This is a genomic window from Emticicia aquatica (assembly GCF_923079645.1).
GTDB classification, from domain to species: domain Bacteria; phylum Bacteroidota; class Bacteroidia; order Cytophagales; family Spirosomataceae; genus Emticicia; species Emticicia aquatica.
Map to the genome: position 1 here is coordinate 2,190,834 of NZ_CAKLPY010000001.1, position 22,726 is coordinate 2,213,559.

The window sequence follows — 22,726 nt, forward strand, 5'->3', positions numbered from 1 at the left end:
TTAATTTTCAATTTAAAATTCTGATATTTTGCATACTAAAACTATTTATTTAATTCGTCACGGAGAAACCGAATACAATCGCATTGGGGTAGTTCAAGGAAGCGGTATTGATTCTGACCTTAACGAAACAGGAATTGCACAAGCAAGAGCATTTTTTGAAGCTTACCAACATATTAATTTCGACAAAATTTATACTTCAAAACTTCGTCGAACAGTTCAATCTGTTCAAAACTTTATTGATTTAGGTATTCCATACGAACAACATGAAGGCTTAAATGAAATAAGTTGGGGCGAAAAAGAAGGAAAAGTACCTAACTATCTTGAAGATAAGTATTATTTAGAGGTAATTGCCAATTGGGGAAAGGGCAAAACTGATGTTCCAGCAGCTCCACAAGGAGAAAGTCCAGAAGAAGTTGTAGTTCGCCAAAAAGTTGCTTTTGAGAAAATTTTATCTCGTTCGGAAGAAAAAACTATTTTGGTAGCGATGCATGGTCGGGCGATTAGGATTCTTCTCACACATTTACTCGACTTGCCTTTGTCTGAAATGGATACCTTTGAGCACACCAATCTTTGTTTATATCGACTCTCATATCATAACCAAACCCAAAAGTTTCAATTGGAGGTATCTAATGATGTTGCTCATTTGTCAACTTTATTAGTTGAATAATTTTTCCGTTTATCGAATCATATCTCCTTTGATGTAGAAAACACCTTTACCTTTTTAAGTTTTCTATATTTTTATATTGTTGCATAAAAGACTATCAACCTATAGTTTTATAATTCAAATCGTCATTTTATATTTTTGATGACAGATTCTAAACGGTAAACTTGTGTGTCATGGGAAAAAATAAATTATATTGGACTTTTCAAATTGTTGGCTGGACATTAAATTTTAGTAATGAAGTTTTTGCCTATTCACTCCAATATGGCTATGACAATCAGCTCATTTTTCAGGCTGTAACAAATATTTCATTAGCTATTTTTCTGACCAATATTTTCAGATATATTGTAAAAAAATACAATTTAATTACGCTCTCACTCCCTCAACTTTCTATTCGAGTTTTACTAGGTGTCATTTTGATGGATACTTTTATGGTGGCCCTCAATTTACCGCTCGATGCCAAATATACAGGTCAATTAATCATTGAAAATCCAATCTTAGTAATTGAATATTTTATTAGTTTCGGAAAGCCATTATTAGTTTGGGTCTTAGTTTATGTTTTTTATCATTATTCAGAAGAAAAAGGACAACGTGAAATTGAGCGAATAAGACTAAAAACATCAATTAAAGAAAGTGAAGCAAAAGTATTGAAAGCTCAAATGAACCCTCATTTCATGTTTAATGCCTTAAATAGTATTCGGGCATTGGTGTACGAAGACCCTACAAAAGCCCAGCAAGGTATTACGCAACTTTCCAATATTTTAAGAAGTTCATTGATTGCCGACCGACGCACAACTATTTCGCTCAAAGAAGAGCTACGAACAGTGGAAGATTATCTTGCCCTAGAAAAAGTTAGGTATGAAGAACGCTTACAAACAAAATGGGATGTTGATGATAATACGCTTGGCATTCAAGTTCCGCCAATGATGTTACAAACACTTGTTGAAAATGCAATCAAACATGGAGTTCAGAAAGCAATCGGTTGGGGTTTTGTTGAAATCAATACAAGTATCATTAATCATAAATTGCATATAAAAATACGAAATACAGGTCAATTACATAGCACGGATTCTGACTCCGAATCTGGTGGGTTTGGATTAAAAAATACAGCTCAACGCTTAGATATTTTGTACGGAAATGACGCTTGTTTTAAAATTTATCAAGAAGATAACCTAACTGTTTGTGCCGAAATAATAGTACCAACTGAATATTCTGACCAGAAAAACAATAATATTTCAGTAGAACCAAACACTTTTAAAGCAGCTAGCTAACTTTGTTTTTTACTAAAAACTATCATTCACTTATTAGAAATAAACTATAAATGAAAGCACTTATTATAGATGATGAACGTTTGGCACGCAATGAGCTACGTCGTTTGTTAGAAAATTTTCCAAAAATTGAAGTAATCGGTGAGGCCGCTAACGCTGATGAAGCCCTGAATTTAATTGATGAACTTTCTCCAGATTTGCTTTTCTTAGATATTCAAATGCCTGGCAAAAATGGTTTTCAATTACTTGAAGCCATCGAAGGCAAAGTACCCGAAGTCATTTTTACAACAGCTTACGATGAATACGCACTTAAAGCGTTTGAATTCAATGCACTTGATTACCTCATGAAACCTGTTGATATGCAACGATTGGCAGAAGCTATTCAGCGTGTTGAGGAAGAGCAAATTCATGAAGTTGAACGAAAAGAAGGCATCAAATTATTGGGTGAAACTGACCAAGTTTTTGTAAAAGATGGAGAAAAGTGTTGGTTTGTTAAACTCGGGAAAGTACGATTATTTGAGTCGATGGGTAATTATGTAAGACTACATTTTGATGACCAAAAACCGATGATATTGAAGTCATTAAATAGTCTCGAAGAACGTCTTGACCCCAAAATTTACTTCCGTGCAAACCGTAAACATATTATAAATTTAGCTTGGATTGATAAAATTGAACCTTGGTTTTCGGGTGGTTTATTGGTTACTTTAAAAACCACGGAAAAAGGAACTACTACCGAAAAAATCGAAATTTCTCGCCGTCAAGCAATAAAATTCAAAGATTTAATGAGTTTATAAAAACAAATAATAACCGAAATGGTATCATATCATTTCGGTTATAATCCTCTCTTTTCAAGTCAAATTTCAAGCTTATCTTTCATTTACTGCAAAATTTTTCATACCAAAACAGTAAGCTTCTATTTTAATTTAGCAACAAAATTATAAAATTGAACGCATAACACTCGCCATATTGTTTTAGATTTTCTTAGATTTGTCCAACTCAATGAACAACAAAAGAAAATGCAAACAAAATCAAATCTCGATAAACTAGAATTACTTAATCGCAAAAATCAAGAAGCTCTTTTAGGTGGAGGCGAAAAAAGAATTGAATCACAACATAAAAAAGGGAAACTAACTGCTCGTGAACGCGTCGAATTATTATTAGACGAAGGTTCTTTTGAAGAAATTGGCAAGTTTGTTATGCACCGAAGCAAAGATTTTGGTCTTGACAAAGAATATTATTTAGGCGACGGAGTTATTACTGGTTATGGCACAATTTCGGGAAGATTAATCTACGTTTTTGCCCAAGATTTTACTGTGTTTGGCGGTTCGCTTTCAGAAACTTATGCTGAAAAAATCTGTAAAATCATGGATATGGCAATGCAAAATGGAGCTCCAGTAATTGGTTTGAATGATTCGGGAGGAGCAAGAATCCAAGAAGGAGTCAATTCGTTGGCAGGTTATGCAGATATTTTTTATAGAAATACTTTGGCTTCGGGAGTTATTCCTCAAATATCTGCCATAATGGGGCCATGTGCGGGCGGAGCTGTTTATTCTCCTGCTCTCACTGATTACGTTTTTATGGTTGAAAACACCTCATATATGTTCGTAACTGGGCCAAATGTTGTAAAAACCGTTACGCATGAAGATGTAAGTTCGGAAGAATTAGGTGGAGCAATGACTCATGCAAGCAAATCGGGGGTTACGCAATTTGTAGCCACAAATGAAATCGAATGTATCAGAAACATTCAAAAACTTTTTAGTTACATCCCTTCAAATTGTGAAGAACAAGCACCTTTTGTCAGTTACGAATCAAATGGTCAAGAAAAGCGACCCGATTTGCTTAAATTAATGCCCGAAAATCCGAATCAACCTTATGATATGCGAGAAGTAATTGAGCAATTGGTTGATGATGGAAGTTTCTTTGAGGTGCACAAATATTTTGCTGAAAATATAGTTGTTGGTTTTGCTAGAATCGGTGGTAGAAGCATCGGGATTGTTGGAAATCAACCAGCGGTAATGGCTGGAGTTTTAGATATTAATGCAAGCTTGAAAGGAGCAAGATTTGTACGTTTTTGTGACTGCTTCAATATTCCACTACTAGTCTTAGAAGATGTTCCAGGATTCTTACCAGGCACAGACCAAGAATGGAATGGAATTATTTCTCATGGAGCAAAACTGCTTTATGCCTTCTGCGAAGCCACCGTACCACGCATTACAGTTATTACTCGCAAAGCCTACGGCGGAGCTTACTGCGTGATGAATTCGAAGCATATTGGTGCTGATATGAACTACGCTTGGACATCTGCCGAAATTGCTGTGATGGGTGCGGCAGGTGCGGCAGAAATCATCTTTAGAAAAGAAATTGCTGAAGCAGAAGATTCGGTAGCAGAATTAAAGAATAAAGTTGATGAATACACCGAAAAATTTGCCAATCCCTACAAAGCAGCTCATAGAGGATACATCGATGAGGTAATATATCCTGAAGATACGCGTGAAAAACTAATAAAATCATTTAAAATGCTTGAAAATAAAGCAAAAACATTGCCTCGTAAAAAACATGGTAATATTCCTTTGTAATTATTTATCTCTAATATATTAGTTTGCTTTTTGCTTGTAGAGATAATAAGTTTTCTCTACAAGCAATTATTATTTCATCCAATTTACCTGAATAATCTTCAACTAGTAGATTACAACACAATAGCTTCATTTTGGACGATAAGCCAAACAAAAACACTGAAAAAATTTATTTTTTTGCAAATACACAAAAACTTTCTGCCTGTAAATATTGTTTTTCCAAGATTATTGTACAAATTGTCAGTTTTTTCCGTATCTTTGCATACTTTTTTGGAAGACACCTCCCACTAATCAATATATTTAGATATGCGTAAACTTCGTATTCTGTACGTAGCAAGTGAGATAAATCCCTTCCTGCAAGTTTCAGAAGTAGCTGACTTTCTTCGTAAACTTCCACAAGCCATGCAAGAGAAAGGCATGGAAATCAGAATCCTTATCCCTCGTTTTGGGTCAATCAATGAGCGAAAAAATCGTCTCCATGAGGTGGTACGTTTATCGGGCATCAATATTACAGTTGGAGAAGATGAAAAACCGTTGATTATTAAAGTTGCTTCCATCCCAAGTGCGAAGCTACAAGTTTATTTTTTGGATAATGAAGACTATTTTAACAGAAAATACGTTTTCTTAGATAAAGAAGGAAGTTTCTATGATGATAACGATGAAAGAACTATTTTCTTTTGCAAGGGAGTATTAGAAACTGTAAAAAAACTTGGTTGGGCTCCTGATATTGTCCATTGTACCGATTGGATGACAGCCTTGATTCCATTATATTTGAAAACAACATACAAAAATGACCCTGTTTTCAAAGATACAAAATCAGTTTTTACTGTTTATAACAATGTTTTTGAGCATAAATTTGACGAAGATATTGTAGAAAAAGCAAAATCAATGGACGTTTCTGACGAAAATTTAGCTAATCTACGTTCGGCGGATTTTGAAGGATTTATCAAAATAGGCTGTCAATATGCCGACTCTGTTGTAAAAGCCAACGAGGACATGAATGAAAATTTAAGTAAAATTTTGAATGAAATTGCAGCAAACACAATCGAAGCAAGCATCGAAGATGACAACGTTACAGAAACGTATTTTAACCTCTACACAGAACTTGTTCCTGAATAATACTTGGAAAAGCGTAAAAAATTTACGCTTCGCCGTTCAGCGGAATATAGCAATAATGCTATTTTCCGCTTTCTTTTTCTCTTGTCAAGACCCTATCGGAATTGTAATTGATACACCAAGTACTGGTGGACAAATTACGACCATCTTTACTGACACGGTAAAAATAAATGCTTCAACATTAATGTTGGACTCGACTTTTACATCTGGACAGTCAAGTGCAGTTGTTGGTCACTATATTGACCCTGTTTTAGGTGAAGTCACTGCTAAAACTTTTGCACAAATTACACTTCCTGTGTTGAGTACTGAAACATTTACTTCGTTGGTATTTCCTGATGCTGATAAAGGATTGACAGTATATGATTCAATCTATGTATATGTTGCTCATAATGGTTTTGCTTATGGAGATACTACAAAAAACTATAATCTTCAACTACATCGTTTAAATGAAGATTTTGTAAAATCAAAAAGATATACAAAAGATGATGTCTTGAGTTATAATTCAACTCCATTAGCTAGTAAAACTTTTACATACAAAGATTTAAAAAGAGCCTATTCAGCTACTCAGGATAGTTTATTGATTTTTAAATTACCCAATGAAGTAGGTCAACAAATTTATGATTTAGTTGGCACTGATACTGGAGCTGATATTGATAAATTTACAGCGGCAATAAAAGGATTAGCTTTTGTAACTGACCAAAACAGTGAGAATGCTTTCGGAATATCAGTTTCTGGTAGTTACGTACAGTTATATTATCACACGACCAACTCGACTGACAGAAAAAGTATTCCTTTGACATTTTATTCTCAACGTTTTAGTCAAATTCAAGGGAAAAAACAAGGTACTATTTTACAAAATTTACAGTTACTTCAACCTTTGTCATCAAGTTTGACTAATAATCGTACTTTTGTTCAATCAGGACTAGGAATTGTAACTAAACTTGATTTTCCAACATTGGCTGTTCTACAAAAAGCAGGAAATGTAACAATTAATAAGGCCGAATTGATATTTGAACCAGATTTAGACCAAGTGTCTGGCAATTATAAAACGCCTAAAGAAGTAGCATTAGTACAACTTGAAAGCACAAATCAAATCAAAAAAACGACAAGTAACTTAATTGATTTTGTTGCACTTGACGGACTTTCTGGAACTCAATATGTAGCGGATTATAATGCAACAACAAATAGCTATACTTTTAATTTTACTTCGTTTTTACAAGATTTTGTAACGAACAAACTAACAACAAAAGGAATTGCTTTAGTACCAAGTTTACTCAACACTACTACTTCTACGATTTCAATTTATAACAGTGACGTTTCAAGAATGGTTATCAAAAACATAAAACTAAATGTTTATTATTCAATAAAAAAGTAAATATTTAACAACATAAAAAAGGCCAATCAACGTGTTTGATTGGCCTTTTTTATGTTTTGATAATTTAATCTCACTTGATTAATAACATTCATTTTCAGAAAAGCTGCGAATATTCGCATTTAATTATTTTATTAAATAAAACAATTTGTTATGTTATTTAAATTGCTGTTAAAACACAATTATTCTATACAATATTAGCAAATATATCAAAATAATTAAGAAAATATCTTTTTAATTACTCCTATTATTTAAATTATTATAATAACTAAATCATTTCATATAAAAATTTACAGAAACAATTTTTATATGAAAGATTGTCATTGACTACCCACTTTAATATTATAAATTTTATATACTTTTGAATAGAAATAATCTAAATGGCATAATTATGACATTATTTTTAGATTGAATATTGTATTTCAAACAATTATTCAAATCTATTTATTATAACTGTCTTAATTATTGATTTGAGTAATATTTATCATTGAAATAAAAATAATAATCAAAAAATATGTGTGGAATTGTAGCTTATGTGGGGCATCGTGAAGCGGCTCCTCTAATTATTAAAGGATTAAAACGATTAGAATATCGTGGTTATGATAGTGCTGGAATTGCCCTTCTTAATGGTCAAGGCCTAAAGATTTATAAAAAGAAAGGCAAAGTATCTGAACTGGAAAATGAAATAAAAGACAAAGAACTTTCAGCAACAATTGGCATTGGGCACACCCGTTGGGCAACTCATGGTGAACCAAACGATATAAACGCACATCCTCATTATTCAAATAATGGACGTTTTGCCATCATTCATAATGGTATTATCGAAAACTACGCATCAATAAAGCAAAGTTTAGTAAACAAAGGTTATACGTTCCAAAGTCAAACTGATACTGAGGTATTAGTGAATTTTATTGAGGATATTCAAAAAAATAAAAATAGTTCGCTTGAAGAAGCGGTACGAATTGCCCTTCACGAAGTGGTTGGTGCATATGCCATTGTGATAATCGATGCAGAAAACCCAAACCAATTGATTGCCGCTAGAAAGGGTAGTCCGTTAGTAATTGGCGTAGGAGAAGAAGAATATTTCTTCGCTTCTGATGCAACACCTATCATTGAATATACGAAAGAAGTTATTTATCTAGATGACTACGAAATTGCTATTGTTAAAGATAATGAACTGACAATCAAGAATTTATCCAATGAAGATATAGACCCATATATTCAGACAGTAGAGTTAGAATTGGAGGCTATTGAAAAAGGTGGCTACGAACATTTCATGTTAAAGGAGATTTTTGAACAACCCCGTTCGATAGCTGATTCGATGCGAGGACGTATTAATACCACTGATGCAACTTTACTCTTAGGCGGGTTAGGAAGTTATCTTGACAAAATTGCAAAAACAAAACGTATCGTAATTGTAGCCTGCGGAACTTCGTGGCACGCAGGTTTAGTTGGAGAATATTTATTAGAAGAATTAGCCCGTATCAATGTTGAAGTTGAATATGCTTCAGAATTCCGCTATAGAAATCCGATTATTAAAGAAGGAGACATTGTCATTGCTATTTCTCAATCTGGAGAAACTGCCGATACAATGGCAGCTTTGGAACTTGCAAAATCTAAAGGAGCAATTATTTTAGGTGTTTGTAATGTAGTTGGTTCGTCAATCGCTCGTATCACTCATGCAGGGGTTTATACACATGCTGGACCTGAAATTGGAGTTGCAAGTACCAAAGCTTTCACAGCTCAAGTAACAGTTCTGACGTTAATTGCTATTGCTGTTGCTCAGAAAAAAGGGTCTATTAGTGATCAACTTTATCGTGAATTAATTTTTGGACTAGATGCAATTCCTGCAAAAGTTGAAAAAATCTTAAAAAATGCTGATAAAGTAAAGGAAATTTCAAAATTATTCACTTTTGCATCAAACTTCATATTTTTGGGTCGTGGGCTGAACTTCCCAGTTGCTTTAGAAGGAGCTTTAAAATTAAAAGAAATTTCATATATTCATGCTGAAGGTTATCCTGCCGCTGAGATGAAACACGGGCCAATTGCATTAATTGATGAAGATATGCCTGTTGTATTTATCGCAACAAAAGATAGTTCTTACGAAAAAATCGTTTCAAATATTCAAGAAGTAAAAGCACGCAAAGGTCGAGTAATTGCTATCGTAACAGAAGGTGATACTTTAATACCGAAAATGGTAGATTTTACGATTGAAGTGCCTAGAACAAATGACTTACTTTTACCATTGTTAACTTCTATTCCTTTGCAATTAATTTCCTATTACATTGCTGTTTTGCGTGGCAGAAATGTTGACCAACCTCGAAATCTTGCAAAATCAGTTACGGTGGAGTAATCAAAAATGATATAAAATTTAATAGAAAGTCTTTCTTATAATGGGAAAGACTTTTTTATTTGGCAAAAATAGCTTTTCCTCCATCAAAAATTGGCTTAATTGTAATTATAACCGATTTTGATGTTGGTGTTTTACTAATTTCAGCAAAACTATCAATAGGAATCAAAACATTCGTTTCAGGAAAATAAGTTGCTACGCATTTATGCGGAATATTATATGGGATAACGATAAATCTTTCAGCAATTCTCTCAATTCCACCGAAATCATTATAAAGATTTACCACTTGGTATTTTTGTAAATTTGCTTCAATAATATCATTCTCATTCATCATTATAATTCTTCGCTCATTGAAAATTCCTCGATAACGGTCGTCAAGTCCATAAATAGTTGTATTAAACTGGTCATGGCTGCGAATCGTCATCATTAAATATTGATTATCAAGCAATTGAATGGCATTTAATTCATTGATTGTAAATTTAGCTTTTGATGAATCAGTAGAAAATTGGCGTTCACGAGGAGGATTTGGTAGATAAAACCCACCCGAAATTCGTACTTTTTCATTATAATTATCGAATCCTAGAATTGATTTTTCAATTAAATTTCTGATATTATCATAATTAGCAATAAGATTTTCCCAATCTAGTTTGTTGTTTTTTAAAGTTGCATTTGCAATTTTTGCTACAATCGCTGGCTCACTCAGCAAATGTTCTGAAATCGGTTTTAAAACCCCATGGCTACTGTGAACAACTCCCATCGAATCTTCAACTGTTACAAATTGCTCTCCATTTGCTTGAATATCACGGTCAGTTCTCGCCAAACATGGCAAAATCAAGGCGGTTTTTCCATTAATTAAATGACTTCGATTAAGTTTTGTAGAAATTTGCACAGTTAAATCACAATTTTGCAAAGCTTTTGCAGTATATTCTGTATCAGGAGTTGCTGATAGAAAATTTCCACCTAAAGCGACAAAAACTTTAGCTTTAGAATCGGCCATTGCCTTAATTGACTCGATGGTGTCAAAACCATGTTTTCGGGGTGGTTCAAAATCAAAAACTTCTTTAAGTTTATCCAAAAACTGACTTTTGGGTTTTTCATAAATTCCCATTGTTCGGTCGCCTTGTACATTTGAATGACCTCGAACAGGGCATGTTCCTCCTCCTTCAATACCAATGCTTCCTTTCATTAATAAAAGGTTAACTACTTCACGAATCGTTGCAACCGAATTTTTATGTTGTGTCAAACCCATTGCCCAACAAACAATAATTTTTTTGTTTTGAATCAATAATTCGGTTGCTTCTTTTATTTGATTCAGCGAGATTCCACAAATTTCAGAAAGACTTTCTAAATCTTCATTTTCAATACTTTTAAAGTATTCTTCATAATTTTCAGTATGATTAATGATAAAGTCTTTATCAAATACATCAGCAGTTTTCTTTTCAGTTACAAGCAATAATTTATTAATTGCTTTCAATAACGCCAAATCACCATTAATACGAATTTGTAAATATAAATCTGTCAACTTTTCACCACCAAAAAAGACATCTTGCATTTCTTGTGGATGCTTGAATTTGAGTAAACCAGCTTCGATTAAAGGATTTATCGAAATAATTTTTGCTCCAGCCCGTTTTGCTTTTTCAAGTGCAGACAACATTCTGGGGTGATTGGTACCTGGATTTTGTCCCAATATCATTATCACTTCTGCTTTTTCAAAATCATCTAATTTCACAGAACCTTTTCCCAAACCAAGCGTTTCTCCTAAAGCAGAACCACTCGATTCATGACACATATTTGAGCAATCTGGTAAATTGTTAGTACCAAACATCCGTACAAATAATTGATATAAAAATGCAGCTTCGTTACTTGTTCTTCCTGAAGTATAAAAAATTGCTTCATCTGGTGAATTCAAAGAATTAAGTTGAGTACCAATTAATTGAAAAGATTCTTCCCAAGAAATTTTTTCGTAATTAGATTTCCCTTCACGTAACACTAACGGATGCGTTAAACGTCCTTGCTGACCAAGCCAATAATCTGATTTTTGAGAAAGTTCTTCAACAGTATATTTTTGAAAAAAAACAGGCGAAACTTTACGAGTTGTTGCTTCTTCAGCAATTGCTTTTGCTCCATTTTCGCAATATTCTGCTATTTTCGAACGCTCTCCATCAGGGTCGGGCCAAGCACAACTTGGACAATCAACGCCATCTTTTTGGTTAAGATTTAACAATGCTTTTAAGCCACGCTTTAGGGGCATTACTCCAAAAACATGCTTAATAGAAGAATAAACTGCTGTAAAACCTGCAGCTTGTGCGGCGGGTTTTGAAGTTTTAATTTCTGTGAAGGCGGTTGTTGGTGGTAGAGGGTTTATTTTTGACATTATAGTAAAATTTAGGGCATCAATATTAGGAAATTATCCGTTCTTCACCTGAATAAATATTAAAACTTTCGTCACGCAAAAAACCAATCAAAGTCAAACCCAATGCTTTAGCAGTCTCAATAGCCAAACTTGACGGAGCTCCAACGCAAGCCATTATCGAAATTCCTGCCATTGCAGCTTTTTGAATCAATTCAAAACTTGCTCGACTGCTCATCAACAAAACAGATTCAGAGAGTGGTAATAATTTTTGTTGAAACGCCGCTCCAATTACTTTATCAAGTGCATTATGTCGACCAACATCTTCTCTCAATAGTTGCAAAACACCCGAAGGAGAGGTGATAAATGCAGCATGAAGCCCTCCCGTATGTTGGAAAAAGACCTGCTTTTCTTGTAATATTTTGGATAAATTAAAAATAAAGTCCCTTTTAACAAAAAAGTTATTTATCGGTAAAATTGGACATTGCTTTTGAAGTACCTCAATTGAGGCTTTCCCGCAAATACCACAACTTGAAGTTCCGTAGAAATGGCGTTCGAGAGCATCAAAATCTAGCAAAATATGTGTTTTCAACTCGACTCTAACAATACTTTGTTGCATTTGCTTACCTAAATCCGTACAGTAATGAATTGAGATAATATCATCAAATGTAGTAATAATATTTTCTGTAAATAGAAAACCAAAAACTAATTCAAAATCGTGTCCTGTGGGCGTACGCATAGTTACAGACAAACTTTTTTGCTGTCGATTGTCTTCATTTCCATAACCTAACCGTATTTCTAAAGGTTCTTCAATTACAACTAAATCAGGCGTTTCGATAGACTCGTTGAGCTTAATCTTCTTTATTTTGAATGATTTTATTCCACTCATTTTTTTGTTTTGATTTGCTAAGGTAGTAAAACGCTTTTAATGTACTACTTCTTCATTTTAGATTCATCAAAAACCATAAAAAAGATACTAGATTATTTATTTTAGTTTAAAACACTCAAAATAAATAGTTATGATATTATTAAAGTTTTTTGTAGTTTACTCAAAATAGAAATTTAAAATAGGTATTAAACACTTGAGCAATAACCGCATTTTTGAGTCAGAATAACACCCTTATTTCATCTAATTACTTCGGCTGCAAACTTCAAATATTGTTCCCAATCATAGAGATTCATGTAATGTTTGCCCGACCGATAATGATAGCGAATATAAGAGCCAATTGGCTGATTTACAGGAGGTCTAGCACTTTCGGCTAATGTTTTTCTATGGTATAATTGATAAATTGGTTCAGCTTTTTTAATTGATAAAAACTCGCCAGTTGGGTCTGACCATTGGTCGCCTTCGGCACTTGAAACATAGATTGGTCGAGGTGCAATCAATGCAACTAATTGATGTTGATCAATTGGTAAAGAGGCTACATTGTTATTATAAAATTTAAATTTTTCACTAAACCAATGTGGGAAGTTTTTATTAATAATCTCAACTGTCTCGCCATACCAACGTTTTGATAATGCTACTCCGCCTTCACCCGATTCGTTAGAAATATAAGCTGCAAAACGAGTATCTTGTGCGGCAGCCCAAAAAGCTGCTTTTCCTAATCTCGAATGTCCAACAACAATTGCTTTTTTGCTGTCAATATCTTTATCAGTTTCGACGTAATCTAAAATTCGACTCAAACCCCATGCCCAAGCTCCCATTGCACCCCACGTATTTACTTCTCGATTGCCAATAACGCCACGCAAACTTGTTTTCCAACCTTCAGAATAATCTGGTTCAATATCTCCGCAATAAGCAGTTGCCACCGCAAATCCTGCTGAAACTATCTTTTCAAACGGCCAAGTTTCAATGCCAGCTGCTCCTCGTGAAGCTTCTAAAGCTCGATTATTTTTGATGATTGTTGAATCTTTTCGGAAATCAATCATCCAATTTTTTGTCATATAAATTGCTGTATCAGCAATAAGAGAATGATTCCCTTCAAAATTTAAACCAATAAAAATCGGTGGATTTTCAACTCCTTTTGGCACGTAAAGTAAAATATTAATTGGACTTAATTGCGGATAATCATCGAAAAAAACAGAAACTTGTTTCTGAATGGCTTTCCCATTTAACGCATCAATTTGGGTCTTATTAATCACAAAATGTTGTTTTAAAGCCAATTTAGGTGTTGTTCCATAAACATTTTCAGCAAATAAATTTAGCAATGCCCAACGATTTGCCTCCCATTGCTTGATAGTTATTATTTTTTTACCATCAACTCCCGTTAAAACATCAGGAAAAGGATATGGCGAAGCTTTTGATTCATCATAATTAGCTATTTGTGAAAAACACAAGTTTGATATAAGAACTAGCAACCAAAATATTTTTTTCATAGCAAAACTAAACGTTATTTATTTGAAAGTAGTTTATTCATTTTCTTGGTGTTTCCAAAGTTCTTGAAAATACGAATTAGTACTTTTCAAGTCTTCAAATGTACCTTCTGCAACAATTTTCCCACGATTTAAAACATAAACATAGTCAAAATAACGTAATAAATGTAGTCGATGTAATGAAGAAATAATAGCTTTTTCACTAAAAGTCTTAAATAACTGTTTGTAAATCAATGCTTCTGTTTTGGGGTCAACACTGCTTGTTGGTTCATCCATCAATACAACTTCACTACTTTGAGCCGCCAAAATTCCTCGAGCCAAGGCCAAACGCTGCTTTTGTCCGCCTGAAAGATTCACCCCTTTTTCCTGAATATTTGATTCTAAACCATTTGGTAATTGTTTTGCGGTATCGGTAAAATAAGCTTCATCACAAACTTTCCAAACATCATCCTCTTCAAAAGGCAAGCCTAACGTAATATTAAAACGAATCGAATTTTCAAAAATCTCTGGTTCTTGTGGAAATAAAGTAACGGTTTCATTTAAGGTTGCCATCTGAAAATCTTTCCCATCAACGCTAAATTTAAAAGTAGATTGTGGCTCGTAAAGCCCACGTAATAAAGCGAGTAAAGTACTTTTTCCGCTGCCACTTTCACCAATAAAGGCAATCTTTTTGCCTCGCTCTATTTTTATAGAAATATCATGTAAACTTTGAGGAGCGTGGGCTTCATCATACGTTTCTCGATGCGAGAAACTAAGATTATTAATTCTGATTTCCTTCCAATTATTTGGCAAAGAAATCGTAGTTTCTGGGCGATGACTACTATTATAATCTTCACTAATTGAGCGAGCAGTTTGAATGTCTGTATTGTACTGCACTATTTCGGTATATTGCCACGCAACATCATGAAAAACGCTCGTAAATTGATTTACAAAGCCCAAAAGTGTCACTAATCCTCCTACTAAAAAAACCTTATTTGGTTCATAATTTTGATAAACATAACCAAAGGTAATCACTACGTAAGTCAACCCGACCAACATATCCGCTGTAAACCATTTCCATTCATTTATCAATACGTTTCGACGAAAAGGTGGCAATAGATTTTGTACTTTTCCAAGCAAACCCAACTCCATACTTTTTTCGAGTCGTAGCGTAATAACTGTAATTATATTTGACAAGCTATCAAAAAGCGTTGAAGAAACGACGTGTTCTTTTTCATTGACTTCGTCCAATGTTTTGATAAAAGGCTTATCAAATTTGAAAATAATCCAAATAGTAAAAATACCAATCAAAATACCTATTGAACCAAAAATAGGCGAAAAATAAAGCATTGCACCGAAAGAAAAAGCAAATTTTGAAAGGGCATGAAGAAACATAAATCCATTTTGAAAGAAGTTTTTAAGTGCTTCGTAAGCCTTTCTAATTCGGTTAATAGTTGAGCCACTATGATGGTCTTGATGCCATTTTACAGGTAAATGTAAGGCTTGATGGTACATTTCCTGCAAGAAATTTCGGCTCAGATTAAACGCTAGTTGGCGTTCCATCACACGAGCAGGGCCATGAAAAGACCATTCCAAAAGCTTTAAACCCAAATAACCTAAAACATACAAAAGAGTAAATTTGATAGTTTGATGATAATCTTGCTGAATTTTATTGATAAACCAACCAAATAAAATTGGATTCATTGAAAATACAACATTTGCCATCGCAAACATTCCGTAAATCAAAACATACCGTTTACGTTCTTTTTTTGCGTATTTCCAAGCCGTTTGCAGGAGAGAAATATAAGGATTTTTAGAATTACTGGCTTTCATCTGTAACACAATTTTTAATTTCTCTTTTCTGCAAGTATGGTTTCTCAAGTAATTTTATAAATTCAGCCAATAAGTAACTTTCGCCAAAATTGCTCTATTTTTAGGCATCCAAGACTCGGTATTGTAGTTATCAGTATAAACCAAGAAAAAGTCAGAAACTGGAGCAAAACGCCATTGTAAACGAGAATTGACATTCACGTTCTGAAATTGGCTATTGTACTGCACGAAAGTCGTCCAGAAAACACTTTTCGTAAAAGTCAAATCTAGCTTTGGACCAATTAAATAAACTTGATTTTTTCCTTTAGAAAGATTGATATTATTATAGCTAAAATTCATTGACAAAAAGCCATAAGGCTGAAAACGATAAGAAGCATTTCCAACTAAACTTACGATATTCCCATCAAAATACTGACCAATTAAAGGTTGGAATGATATTGAAAACTTCTGACGCAAATCTGAAACATAATTTGCAGAAACATTATAATAAGTATAACTCGAACCTTTTGTGAGCGAAGGGAGTTTTTTGTTGCTTCGCAAAGCATCAAAATCATTAAAAAGATACGTATAATTTTGATTGACAGTCAACAAAACATTAGCTGAATTTTGAAATCCTAACAACAAAAATGGCCCAGCTTGGCGGTCAGTAACTCCCAAACCTGGCTGATTATATTGGTCGTAGGCAATTCCATAACTTATTCGATTGAATAACCGAGAATTAGGAAAATAGTTGAACCCAATGGTCGGGTTTATATGAAAAAAGTTCTTTCTTGGCACAAAACCAACTTCAGCATCAAAGCCCTTCCCTACCCAATCATGCGACCACTTGGCGATTAATTTTTTAACGCTATAATTGAGCATAAAACCATGAGCAAATTTTTCATTTACCACAATTGGGCTAAAAACATGGTGGTAAAAAACCTTTCCATTCCAACGATTATCTTTCGAGGCTAAATTATATTCTAAACCCGCCACACGATTATAAGCATGAATTCCTTGTGCTAATTCATTGCCCAAAACCTGTTTGTTGGCAAAAATCGCTGCGATATTCGACCGTCCAAAAACCTTTCTTTGAATTGCAGCCACCGAATAGTTCATGCTTGCCGTTCCCTTAAAATTATCGGCAGCCGTTTGTGTATTAAGTAAACCTACACGCCAATTATCATCAATTTTACCACTAATTCTTGCCCCATATAAAATTCTATTCTGCACATTTGTACCTGTGGCCGTATCAAGGCTAATTCCGACTTGTCGAGAAAAAAATGGGCTAAAAAGTTGATTTCCCGCAGCGGTTCCGAGCGTACCAGATGGCGGAACAAACGGATTAGTATTATAACTTCCAAAACCCGTAAAAAGGTCAGAGTTTTCTAGAAAAAACTGTCTTTGCTCAGGAAAATTGACATCAAATCGAGTCAAATTTACTACTTGTCGGTCGGCTTCTACATTTGAAAAATCAGGATTCACAGTTAAATCCAAGTTCAAACCCGAAGTAATTCCAATTTTTGCATCACCACCAAAGTTGAATTTACTACCCGCTGCTGGATTATTAGGATTTTCGAAATCATGTGTTGTTCCAGCCGATAAATACGGAATTAATGAAATATTCGCTCCTGATCTATTCAACGGTTTTTCAAAAACAATAGGCATCGAATAACCCAAATTCATTATTATTTGATTTTGAGGAATCCGCATCAAAGTCGATTGTTCATTTGCTTGCGTATCAAAGCGGTAAGCCTTAAAATTCCATTGTGTGCTTCCTTCTTTAAACCGCAATGTCGATAACGGAATAGCTAATTCGGCAGTCCAATATCCATCATAAACTTTAGTAACCACTTCCCACTTATTATCCCAATACATATTAAAATATTCATTTGCGGTACCACCATTATAGAGCAAAGCTTCACGCATCACGCCATAAGGGTTAATTCCAAACAAAAAACTATTGGTTTTATCATTAAATGTGTCAAATAGAAAACTCACATTATCGTTGCCCCCCGCTCTAAAATCTCGACGAAACGAAGGAGTAACAAATTTGTTTCCCTTCGAGTACATTTTCGCCCCGATATAAATATATTTATCATCGTAAGCCAAAATAATATCTGTTTGATAATTTGCTTTTACACTATCTTTCGGGAAAAACTGCCAAAAAGAGGGAAGATGTTGAGCCTTTTTCCAAGTTTCTTCGTCTAAAACTCCATCAAGTTTTATCTTTTCAGAAATATTCTTTACGATTAACGGCTGAAAATCCGTGCTACTTTGGGCAATGTTATCCTGAAAAAAAAGTAAGAAAGCTAGAAATAGTAAAAGTCTTTGCATATAGCTATTTGTTGAAATTTATCACAAAATTAAGTGTTTTAACTACACGTTATGTGTCATTTTTTAATAAATTTTGATATTTTTATGCTATTATTAATTATTTTTCATAAAAAATTTATTCTGTCATACCTTTGCTGAATAAAATACCATTTTAAAAATCACAATGATGAAACATTCTTATTTTTATGTCTTACTGATAGTTCTTTTTAGTTCGATTACTTTCGCACAAGCACCCGAAGAAAAGCACCTGAAAAACATTCGCCAGCTTACTTTTGGTGGCAATAATGCCGAAGCATATTTTAGCCGAGATAGCAAATACATTAGTTTTCAATCGGATAATCCTGCATGGGGACTTTCGTGTGACCAGATTTTTTATATGGATGTTGAAAAAGGCTTGAAAGACCCAAAAATTCGTCCCGAATTTATAAGTACAAGCTTTGGACGTACCACTTGCAGTTTTTTTATGCCAAATGGCAAACAAATTCTCTACGGAAGTACACACGAAGCGGGTGGTCATGCTTGTCCGCCAATACCAGAAATGGGCAAAAAATATCTTTGGGCAATCTATGATAGTTTCGATATTTATGTGGCTGATTTAAAAGGAAAAGTCAAGAAAAAACTCACTAATTCACCAGGCTACGACGCAGAAGCAACGGTTTCGCCAGATGGCAAAAAAATTGTATTTACTAGCACAAGAAATGGTGATTTAGATTTATATACGATGGATATTGACGGAAAAAATGTAAAGCAAATTACACATGAATTAGGCTACGACGGTGGTGCATTTTTTTCGCCAGATAGTAAGAAATTGGTATTTCGTGCGTCACGCTTTGCTAGCGAAGAGGAAAAACAAGAATATAAAGATAACTTGAAAAAAAACTTGGTTGCACCAACCAACATGGAGATTTTCACTTGTAATGCTGATGGTTCAGATTTGAAACAAATCACTAAATTAGGTAAAGCAAACTGGGCTCCTTATTTTAATCATGCAGGAAACAAAATCATTTTTGCTTCAAATCATCATTCTCAACGTGGCTATGATTTTCAATTATATACAATTAATATTGATGGAACTGGCTTAGAAAAAATTACAACAGAAAGCAACTTCAATGCTTTTCCGATGTTTAGTTATGACGGGAAAAAGATAATTTTCAGTTCAAATCGTAATAACGGTGGCACAAGAGATACCAATCTTTTTATTGCAGATTGGGTTGATTGATAAAAAAGAAGAGCCATTAAAATTTAATGGCTCTTCTTTTCTTAATCTTTTCAACTCCTCAAGGCTTCCACTTCTTCCACAGTTTTCGGAATTGGGTTTCCTAATGTTTTACTTCCTGTTGGTGTAATTAAGCAATTATCTTCAATTCTTATTCCGCCAAAATCTCGGTAATCATCAAGTTTTGAATAGTTGATAAAATGAGCAAATTTATTTTCAGATTTCCATTTATCAATTAATTCTGGAATAAAATAAATTCCAGGCTCAACTGTTAGCACAAATCCTGCTTCTAATTCCTTTGCCATTCGTAGTGATTTTAAACCTAATTGCGTGCTACGTTCTAAGCCTTCCCGATAACCTACGTACTTTTCGCCTAAATCTTCCATATCATGTACATCAAGCCCTATTGCGTGACCTAAACCATGTGGCATAAATAAACCTTGAACGCCTTCAGCCAACATTTCATCTATGTTTCCATTCAAAAAGCCCAAATCTTTCAAGCCATCAAGCATAATTCGATTGGCTGAAAGATGAATTTCACGGTATTGAATGGTAGGTTTTAAAGCAGCAATCGACTCGGTTTCCATTTTTAAGACCAAGTTATATATCTCTTTCTGTTTTTCTGTAAATTTCTTGCTTACAGGAAAAGTACGAGTAATATCACCTGCATAAAACATTGCATTTTCGGCTCCCGAATCATTAATAACCAATCGGCCATCAGGCATCGTATTTCCATGATAATGGTTATGTAACGTTTGTCCATTTATTGAAAAAATAATCGGATAAGCAAGTTCGCCACCACCAGCGAGGGCTTGGGCATGAATTACTGACACCATTTCATATTCTTTCTGACCAGCTTTTGTTTGTTGCATTGCTGCAATGTGCATTTCACGTGTAATATTGACGGCATGTTCCATTTCAATAATTTCTTCGTCCGTTTTTATAGACCGCAAAGCAACAATTGCTTTTATCAACACAACTGAGGCATTTTCCTTTAATTGTGTGGTGGGTAAATTAAGCCATTCGCTCATTTTAAGCATATTATCGTAGCGATAAGGCGGTGTAAAATGAACTATAGACGCATTTTTGAGTCTTTCTGGTAATTTATTTGGACTTTCAGTGCGGTAAACTCCAACTTTCCGAGCTTGCTCGGCTAAAGTTGGCTGCGGCCCAACCCAAATAATATCATCCATCGTAAATTCGTTTCCGAAAATAATTTCTTCACCCGAATCTACATCAATAATGGCCGCTAATCCAGCAAGACTGATTCCGAAAAAGTACAAAAAATTACTATCTTGACGGTAGCGAAACGTATTATCATGGTAATTCATGGGAGCTTCATCGTTGCCCATTATTAAAATAATACCGCTGCCAACCGCTCTTTTGAGTGCGTTGCGTCGCTCGGTGTAAGTCTGAACTGAAAACATAGTTTGTTGATATTTATTGATAACACGAAATAAATAAAAGAAAGCCAATATCGCATTATATCCTTAACTAAAAATGATTATCAAAAACGTGATTTTGTATAAAAACTGGTTTATTTTATCTTTTTTTAATAGTTACTTATTTTACGGATATATCTATTATTATTACAATAAAAAATACTTTTTTTGGTAAACTACTATGAATCAAATAGTTACGGTATTGTGTTTTCTTAGAAGCAATGAAATAACAAATTAAAAAAAACTTTCAGAATATTTTGAAAATTCAAAAAGGTTATTTTACTTTGGGGTACAAATATGCTTACGTGCTACAATATAAAAGTAAAAAACAAGATGTCGGTATCAGTAATGGAATTAAAAGAAGCGAAAGATAAGTTTATTCACACGTGGGGAACACTGGCCACGCAGTGGGGTATTAACCGCACAATGGCTCAGATTCACGCACTACTTTTGCTTTCGCCAAAGTCTATGAATGCAGATGAAATCATGGCTGATTTACAAATTTCGAGAGGAAATGTTAATATGAATTTACGAGATTTGATGGATTGGGGATTGATTTACAAACAGCTCCTTCCTGGCGAACGGAAAGAATATTTCATAGCAGAAAAGGATATTTGGAAAGTCGCCAAGCAAATCGCAAAAGAGCGACGACGCCGAGAAATCGGACCGCTAATCGAAGCAATGGAAGAATTGAAAGAAAGTATTCAGCCTGACTCTGCCGAAAAAGAAGAGTTTTTGAAAATAGTAAATGATATCAGTAAAGTTTCTGTTTTTGCAGATAACACCATGACATCACTTCTTAAATCAGATGAAAATTGGTTGATTAATAATTTTATCAAGATTTTTAATAAATAGTACATGACGGCTATAAGTCATGGTTTTTTGGAGTTTTTGGGGTCAAGCAGTAATTTTCTCATAGATAGAGAATTACTGCTTTTTTTTGTAAAAAAGAGCGATAGCTATAAACAACCATCGCTCTTGAAGAATCAATTAAAATTCCTTCTCAATATTTTTTTTCTTATTCCACGGAGCAACTGTCTGGCGTGATAAATCGTAGAGAAAATAAATCACAATGGCAAGAAATACAAGAAAGATTACTCTAAAAATCGTTCGATTTCGGTTAGTTGAATGCTTCGTTTCCATTTTATTAAATTATCTGCTTTTCATAAAAACAGTAAGTACAGAAAAAAGTTTTTACCTTGCTTACTGCACAATCGTTTGCGGTGAATGATAGCCCAAAAACTTGCCCGATTTATTCGAAACTTCCGCCCATTTCAAATCTTCAAATTCCAAAATAATTACTCCAGCCGTACTCATTGTGCCACCAATATCAGCACGAGTTAAGTATTCTGAAAAGAACGTAACATCAGGGTTATGTCCAAAAATCGCAACAGTTTTTACAGCCTCGTCTAATTGGTTAACTACCGAAAGGTAAGTTCTAGGGCCGCCTCCATAAAGCGACTCGTCAAGAACAATAGCATCCGCATCATAGTGTAGCTGCTCAGCAAAAATCTTTGCAGTTGCTTTTGCACGCTCGGCTGCACTGCTTACAATTAAATCGAATGAAACCTCAGTTCCTGCCAAAAACTTGCCCATTCGAGCAGCCTCAATAATACCTGTGGATGTTAAATCTCTGTCAAAATCACGAAACATTGGTGTGTTTCCACCATCCTCAGCAATCGCATGACGAATTAAGTAAAGGGTTTTAATCATATTTTCGTTGGTTTTGGCACGAATATACAAGCAATAGCTCGGAAAAGTTTAATTTTCACCAAAAATTTATTCAATGAAAACATTCAACAGAATACATTAACACATCAATTTCGTAAACACCAAATATTTTGAAAAAGCCCTATATTTGCATTTAAACAACCATTTGT

17 protein-coding genes are annotated in these 22,726 nt (G+C 34.1%); 9 read left to right on the forward strand and 8 right to left on the reverse strand.

Going from position 1 to position 22,726, the window contains the following annotated elements:
* Positions 1-28: 28 nt before the first annotated feature.
* From MJQ71_RS09390 to glmS, 7 genes are all read left to right on the forward strand, one after another.
* Positions 29-667, forward strand: coding sequence for a histidine phosphatase family protein (locus MJQ71_RS09390; protein WP_238806318.1), 639 nt, complete (start codon positions 29-31; stop codon positions 665-667).
* Between the two features lie 170 nt (positions 668-837).
* On the forward strand, positions 838-1,932 hold the full coding sequence (locus MJQ71_RS09395) for a sensor histidine kinase (RefSeq protein ID WP_238806319.1): 1,095 nt from the start codon (positions 838-840) through the stop codon (positions 1,930-1,932).
* Positions 1,933-1,982: 50 nt separating this feature from the next.
* Positions 1,983-2,723 carry a LytR/AlgR family response regulator transcription factor gene (locus MJQ71_RS09400; protein WP_238806320.1) on the forward strand — a complete coding sequence of 247 codons (741 nt, stop codon included), beginning with the start codon at positions 1,983-1,985 and terminating at the stop codon, positions 2,721-2,723.
* Between the two features lie 222 nt (positions 2,724-2,945).
* A complete protein-coding gene (locus MJQ71_RS09405; protein WP_238806321.1) occupies positions 2,946-4,505 on the forward strand; it encodes an acyl-CoA carboxylase subunit beta in 1,560 nt (519 codons plus the stop codon).
* Between the two features lie 303 nt (positions 4,506-4,808).
* Positions 4,809-5,621 carry a glycogen/starch synthase gene (locus tag MJQ71_RS09410; RefSeq protein ID WP_238806322.1) on the forward strand — a complete coding sequence of 271 codons (813 nt, stop codon included), beginning with the start codon at positions 4,809-4,811 and terminating at the stop codon, positions 5,619-5,621.
* Positions 5,622-5,676: 55 nt separating this feature from the next.
* Positions 5,677-6,993, forward strand: coding sequence for a DUF4270 family protein (locus MJQ71_RS09415; protein WP_238806323.1), 1,317 nt, complete (start codon positions 5,677-5,679; stop codon positions 6,991-6,993).
* Between the two features lie 511 nt (positions 6,994-7,504).
* Complete coding sequence (gene glmS, locus MJQ71_RS09420) at positions 7,505-9,343, forward strand: glutamine--fructose-6-phosphate transaminase (isomerizing) (protein WP_238806324.1); 1,839 nt, start codon at positions 7,505-7,507, stop codon at positions 9,341-9,343.
* A 55-nt stretch (positions 9,344-9,398) separates the two neighbouring features.
* Here glmS and MJQ71_RS09425 read toward each other — a convergent pair whose 3' ends face one another.
* The 5 genes from MJQ71_RS09425 to MJQ71_RS09445 all read right to left on the reverse strand — a co-directional run bounded on the left by MJQ71_RS09425 (position 9,399) and on the right by MJQ71_RS09445 (position 18,188).
* The gene (locus MJQ71_RS09425) at positions 9,399-11,714 is read right to left on the reverse strand and encodes an FdhF/YdeP family oxidoreductase (protein ID WP_238806325.1); all 2,316 of its coding nucleotides are present in this window, start codon (positions 11,712-11,714) and stop codon (positions 9,399-9,401) included.
* Between the two features lie 25 nt (positions 11,715-11,739).
* Positions 11,740-12,579, reverse strand: a complete 840-nt coding sequence (gene fdhD, locus MJQ71_RS09430; RefSeq protein WP_238806326.1) for a formate dehydrogenase accessory sulfurtransferase FdhD — start codon at positions 12,577-12,579, stop codon at positions 11,740-11,742.
* 236 nt (positions 12,580-12,815) lie between these two features.
* Entirely contained in the window at positions 12,816-14,066 is a 1,251-nt protein-coding gene (locus tag MJQ71_RS09435; RefSeq protein ID WP_238806327.1) for an alpha/beta hydrolase family protein, read from the reverse strand.
* Positions 14,067-14,099: 33 nt separating this feature from the next.
* Positions 14,100-15,875 (reverse strand): ABC transporter ATP-binding protein, encoded by a 1,776-nt coding sequence (locus MJQ71_RS09440; RefSeq protein ID WP_238806328.1) that lies wholly within the window; start codon positions 15,873-15,875, stop codon positions 14,100-14,102.
* A gap of 54 nt (positions 15,876-15,929) precedes the next feature.
* Positions 15,930-18,188 carry a DUF5916 domain-containing protein gene (locus tag MJQ71_RS09445; protein ID WP_238806329.1) on the reverse strand — a complete coding sequence of 753 codons (2,259 nt, stop codon included), beginning with the start codon at positions 18,186-18,188 and terminating at the stop codon, positions 15,930-15,932.
* A 163-nt stretch (positions 18,189-18,351) separates the two neighbouring features.
* On the opposite strand from MJQ71_RS09445, the gene MJQ71_RS09450 reads away from it, so the two are divergent.
* Positions 18,352-19,407, forward strand: coding sequence for a TolB family protein (locus MJQ71_RS09450; protein ID WP_238806330.1), 1,056 nt, complete (start codon positions 18,352-18,354; stop codon positions 19,405-19,407).
* Positions 19,408-19,457: 50 nt separating this feature from the next.
* Here the strand turns inward: MJQ71_RS09450 and MJQ71_RS09455 are convergent, their stop codons facing one another.
* Positions 19,458-20,831, reverse strand: coding sequence for an aminopeptidase P family protein (locus MJQ71_RS09455; protein ID WP_238806331.1), 1,374 nt, complete (start codon positions 20,829-20,831; stop codon positions 19,458-19,460).
* A gap of 348 nt (positions 20,832-21,179) precedes the next feature.
* Between MJQ71_RS09455 and MJQ71_RS09460 the strand changes: the two genes are divergently transcribed.
* On the forward strand, positions 21,180-21,701 hold the full coding sequence (locus tag MJQ71_RS09460) for a GbsR/MarR family transcriptional regulator (protein ID WP_238806332.1): 522 nt from the start codon (positions 21,180-21,182) through the stop codon (positions 21,699-21,701).
* Between the two features lie 135 nt (positions 21,702-21,836).
* Here the strand turns inward: MJQ71_RS09460 and MJQ71_RS09465 are convergent, their stop codons facing one another.
* Together MJQ71_RS09465 and MJQ71_RS09470 are read right to left on the reverse strand one after the other, a co-directional pair.
* Positions 21,837-21,989 (reverse strand): hypothetical protein, encoded by a 153-nt coding sequence (locus MJQ71_RS09465; RefSeq protein WP_238806333.1) that lies wholly within the window; start codon positions 21,987-21,989, stop codon positions 21,837-21,839.
* Between the two features lie 60 nt (positions 21,990-22,049).
* Positions 22,050-22,559 carry a SixA phosphatase family protein gene (locus tag MJQ71_RS09470; protein WP_238806334.1) on the reverse strand — a complete coding sequence of 170 codons (510 nt, stop codon included), beginning with the start codon at positions 22,557-22,559 and terminating at the stop codon, positions 22,050-22,052.
* Positions 22,560-22,726: the final 167 nt, after the last annotated feature.